The organism is Mesorhizobium sp. M4A.F.Ca.ET.090.04.2.1 (assembly GCF_003999085.1).
In the GTDB taxonomy this organism is placed as follows: Bacteria; Pseudomonadota; Alphaproteobacteria; order Rhizobiales; family Rhizobiaceae; genus Mesorhizobium.
This window is the reverse complement of the sequence record NZ_RZOT01000643.1, coordinates 1-3,072: the sequence shown is the minus strand read 5'-3', so window position 1 is coordinate 3,072 and position 3,072 is coordinate 1. Positions and strand designations below refer to the sequence as shown.

3 protein-coding genes, 1 tRNA gene and 1 pseudogene are annotated in these 3,072 nt (G+C 63.8%); 2 read left to right on the top strand and 3 right to left on the bottom strand.

What is annotated here, in order from left to right:
* Window positions 1-112: 112 nt before the first annotated feature.
* Window positions 113-188: transfer RNA gene (locus EN781_RS29610), tRNA-Ile, on the bottom strand.
* Between the two features lie 133 nt (window positions 189-321).
* On the opposite strand from EN781_RS29610, the gene EN781_RS29605 reads away from it, so the two are divergent.
* Complete coding sequence (locus EN781_RS29605; RefSeq protein WP_126058809.1) at window positions 322-1,041, top strand: SIMPL domain-containing protein; 720 nt, start codon at window positions 322-324, stop codon at window positions 1,039-1,041.
* A 181-nt stretch (window positions 1,042-1,222) separates the two neighbouring features.
* Here EN781_RS29605 and EN781_RS29600 read toward each other — a convergent pair whose 3' ends face one another.
* Window positions 1,223-1,606 carry a hypothetical protein gene (locus EN781_RS29600; RefSeq protein ID WP_126058808.1) on the bottom strand — a complete coding sequence of 128 codons (384 nt, stop codon included), beginning with the start codon at window positions 1,604-1,606 and terminating at the stop codon, window positions 1,223-1,225.
* 221 nt (window positions 1,607-1,827) lie between these two features.
* A complete protein-coding gene (locus tag EN781_RS29595) occupies window positions 1,828-2,274 on the bottom strand; it encodes a YcgN family cysteine cluster protein (protein ID WP_126058807.1) in 447 nt (148 codons plus the stop codon).
* A gap of 199 nt (window positions 2,275-2,473) precedes the next feature.
* Between EN781_RS29595 and EN781_RS29590 the strand changes: the two are divergent.
* A pseudogene (locus EN781_RS29590) lies at window positions 2,474-3,072 on the top strand (flagellar motor protein MotB); the annotation flags it as partial.

The window sequence follows — 3,072 nt, the reverse complement described above, 5'->3', positions numbered from 1 at the left end:
AGATAATCAAATCGAGTCGGAACAAACCGGGACCACGGTCCTGCTTTGGGCCCATAATGGGCCCAAAACGTTTTGGGCCGAGGGCACTTTTTGTGAATAAAAACAATGGTTATGGTGGGCCCGGAGGGACTCGAACCCCCAACCAAGCGGTTATGAGCCGCCGGCTCTAACCATTGAGCTACAGGCCCCACGCGGCTGGCTTAGTGTTTTTCCTTCCTCGGCACAAGGCTTTCCGGGCGGGCTGGCAGCGATCGCCCAAATCAGCCCATATTCGCGCTCTAGTTGCCAGATGCGACTGGTTCGCAGACCGAGGAGATTTTCATGACCAGACGTCTTTTGCCCCTCATGCCCCTGGCGCTTGCTGCCGCCATCGCCTTGCCGGCGGCGGCCGGCGCCGCCGATTCGCAAGCCGCGCCCCGCATCGTCGTGTCGGGCGAAGGCCATGCGACCGCAGCGCCCGATCTCGCGCTGTTGACGCTCAGCGTCATGCGCGAGGCCAAGACCGCGCGCGCCGCGCTCGACGCCAACAACGACGCCATGGCCGCGGTGATCGCGGCGATGAAATCGGCCGGCATCAAGGACCGCGACCTGCAGACGGCGGGCATCCAGATCAATCCGCGCTACAACTACACCAACAAGCCGGACGGCAGCCAGGAGGCCGAGCTTGTCGCCTACCAGGTGACCAACACGCTTTCGGTGCGCATCCGCGACATCGACAAGACCGGCGATATCCTCGACAAGGCGGTGTCGCTCGGCGTCAACCAGGGTGGCGGCATTGCCTTCTCCAACGAAGACCCGTCCGCCGCTGTCACCGAGGCCCGCAAGAAGGCGGTCGCCGACGCCATGGCCAAGGCCAGGACGCTGGCCGAGGCCGCCGGTGTCAGCATCGGCCGGGTGCTGGAGATTACCGACCAGAACATCGCGCCGCCGCCGATGCCGATCAACGCCAAGGCCTTCGATGCCGCGGGCGCGTCGGTCCCGGTGCAGGCGGGCGAGAACGCTTACGCCGTGCAGGTTACCGTCACCTTCGAATTGAAGTGAGCGTGGTCCGGCCGGCTTGCGTCGGCGGGGCCGGACGCAGGTCCGGCCGGCTGTGACCGACCCCTGCTGCGCATGAAAAACCCGGAGGACCAGTCCTCCGGGGTTCTTCTTGAGCCGCACCCTTCCGCCCTGGCGGAAAGGGGCTCTGCTAGGCGTTCAAGCCGGGGCCGGCTTGTGTTCCTTAGCGATAGATGATCGGGCAGCCGCGCACATTGGCGAATACCACCACGACGCGATCGCCGTACTGGCGGCCCATAACCTTGACCGTGCGGCGGCCGACATCGACGATGCGGACACGGTGCAAGCCCATGCGCTCTGCCTTGTCGAGCGCGCGCTCCGGCGAACAGCCCCGGCGCCAGCCGCGGTCGTCACGCCAATCGTTATCATCCGAGCGGTGACGGCGATGGTAGTAACCGTCATCGTCCCCGGTGTAGACGCCGAAGCGGGGATCCTGGTTGTTGCCGAAACCGAGATAGAGGCTGTCGGCATGGGCGGCGGGAATGGCGGCAAGCGTGCCGAGGCCGACCAGCGCCGAAAGGGCTGCCGTCTTGATCGTGTTGAACATCGTTTTCTCTCCTTGTTGAGGGCTCTCGCCCCTTGTGAGCCGATGGTGCGAGAATGCGCCTGCCTGTCTGAACCTTCTGCGAACCGTCCATTCATCTTCGGTTCATCCGGCAAGCCATCGGTTGTGAGCGGCCGGACCCCAAACGCCCCACGGCCCCGCCGGTTCCGGCCGAGGCCGATCCGGCGCGTGCTATTTCCTATCGGTTTGCGGCGAAAATCGGTTCAGGGCTCGTCGTCGAGCATATAGTCAAAATAGTCGTCCGGCTCGGCAAGGTCGGTTTCCTTGGCCTTGACCCGACCGCGGATCGAGATGCCGGCTTCGTGCACCGTCTCGTCGCTCCCCGAGACCAGCCTGTGCCACCAATAGAGGTCATGCCCCTCAGCTATCAACCGATAGGCGCAGGTCCTGGGCAGCCAGCTGATAGTGCGCACATTCTGCGGAGTCAGCCCAACGCAGTCCGGAACCCGGGCCAATCTGTTGGCATAATCGGCGCAGCGGCAGCTTTCGGCGTCGAACAGCCGACAGCCGACGCTCGTCCAGTAGATCTCGCCGGTGTCCTCGTCCTCGAGCTTCGACAGGCAGCACTTCCCGCAACCGTCGCAGAGCGATTCCCACTCGACCGGCGTCATCGCCTCAAGAGTCTTGGTTTTCCAGAACGGCGCACCCATTGCGCGGATGTGGCCCCGGCCGGCGCCAAGGTCAAGCGCGGCAGTGGCGTAAATGACACATGCATCATATGAAAAACACGAAGTTGCCTTCAAAACGCCGGTCAATCGTCCTTCGTTGCCGCTAATGCCCACACGTCGGAACCAAATCCCGATGATGAAAGTTTTGGGCAGGGATGGGACCCCACAAGGAGAATTTGAGATGAAACGCCAACCACGGATTCTGGCAGGCACCGCGATCGGCCTGCTGATGGCATCCGCGCCGTTGGGCGCGTACCCGCTGCAGGGCGGTGCCGTTTTCGGCTCCATGCAGCACGCCGCCGCGCCATTGATTCTTGCGCAAGCGAGCTGCGCCGAGGGGGAATCAGCCGAAGCCTGCGCGCAGAACCAGCAGGCTGAACCGGAACAGCCCAAGAAAAAGAAGCGCGAGCAGCAGCAGCAAACCGAATCCGCGCCGGCCGAGCAGGCCGCACCCGCCGAGCAGGAACAAAAACCACGCAAGCGCAAGGTAGAACAGCAACAGCAGGAAACGGAACAGGCGCCGGCCGAACAAGCCGCGCCTGCCGCCGAAGAGCAGCAGCCGCGCAGGAAGAAGCGCAACCAGCAGCAGATCGAAGCGGCTCCTGCCGAACAGATCGCGCCGGCGGACAACAACCGGCAGGACAACCTGCGCAAGAAGAAGCGCGAACAGCAGCAGCAAATCGAAGCAGCACCCGCCGAACAGCCCGCCGAGCAGGCGGCTCCGGCTAACGACGAGCAGCCGATCAAGCCGCGCAAGAAGAAGCGTGACCAGCAGCAGAT

Bases quoted from the DNA above. Each gene is read 5' to 3' on its own strand.
- EN781_RS29595 (WP_126058807.1), bottom strand. From the start codon at position 2,274: ATGGGTGCGCCGTTCTGGAAAACCAAGACTCTTGAGGCGATGACGCCG.
- EN781_RS29600 (WP_126058808.1), bottom strand. From the start codon at position 1,606: ATGTTCAACACGATCAAGACGGCAGCCCTTTCGGCGCTGGTCGGCCTC.
- EN781_RS29605 (WP_126058809.1), top strand. From the start codon at position 322: ATGACCAGACGTCTTTTGCCCCTCATGCCCCTGGCGCTTGCTGCCGCC.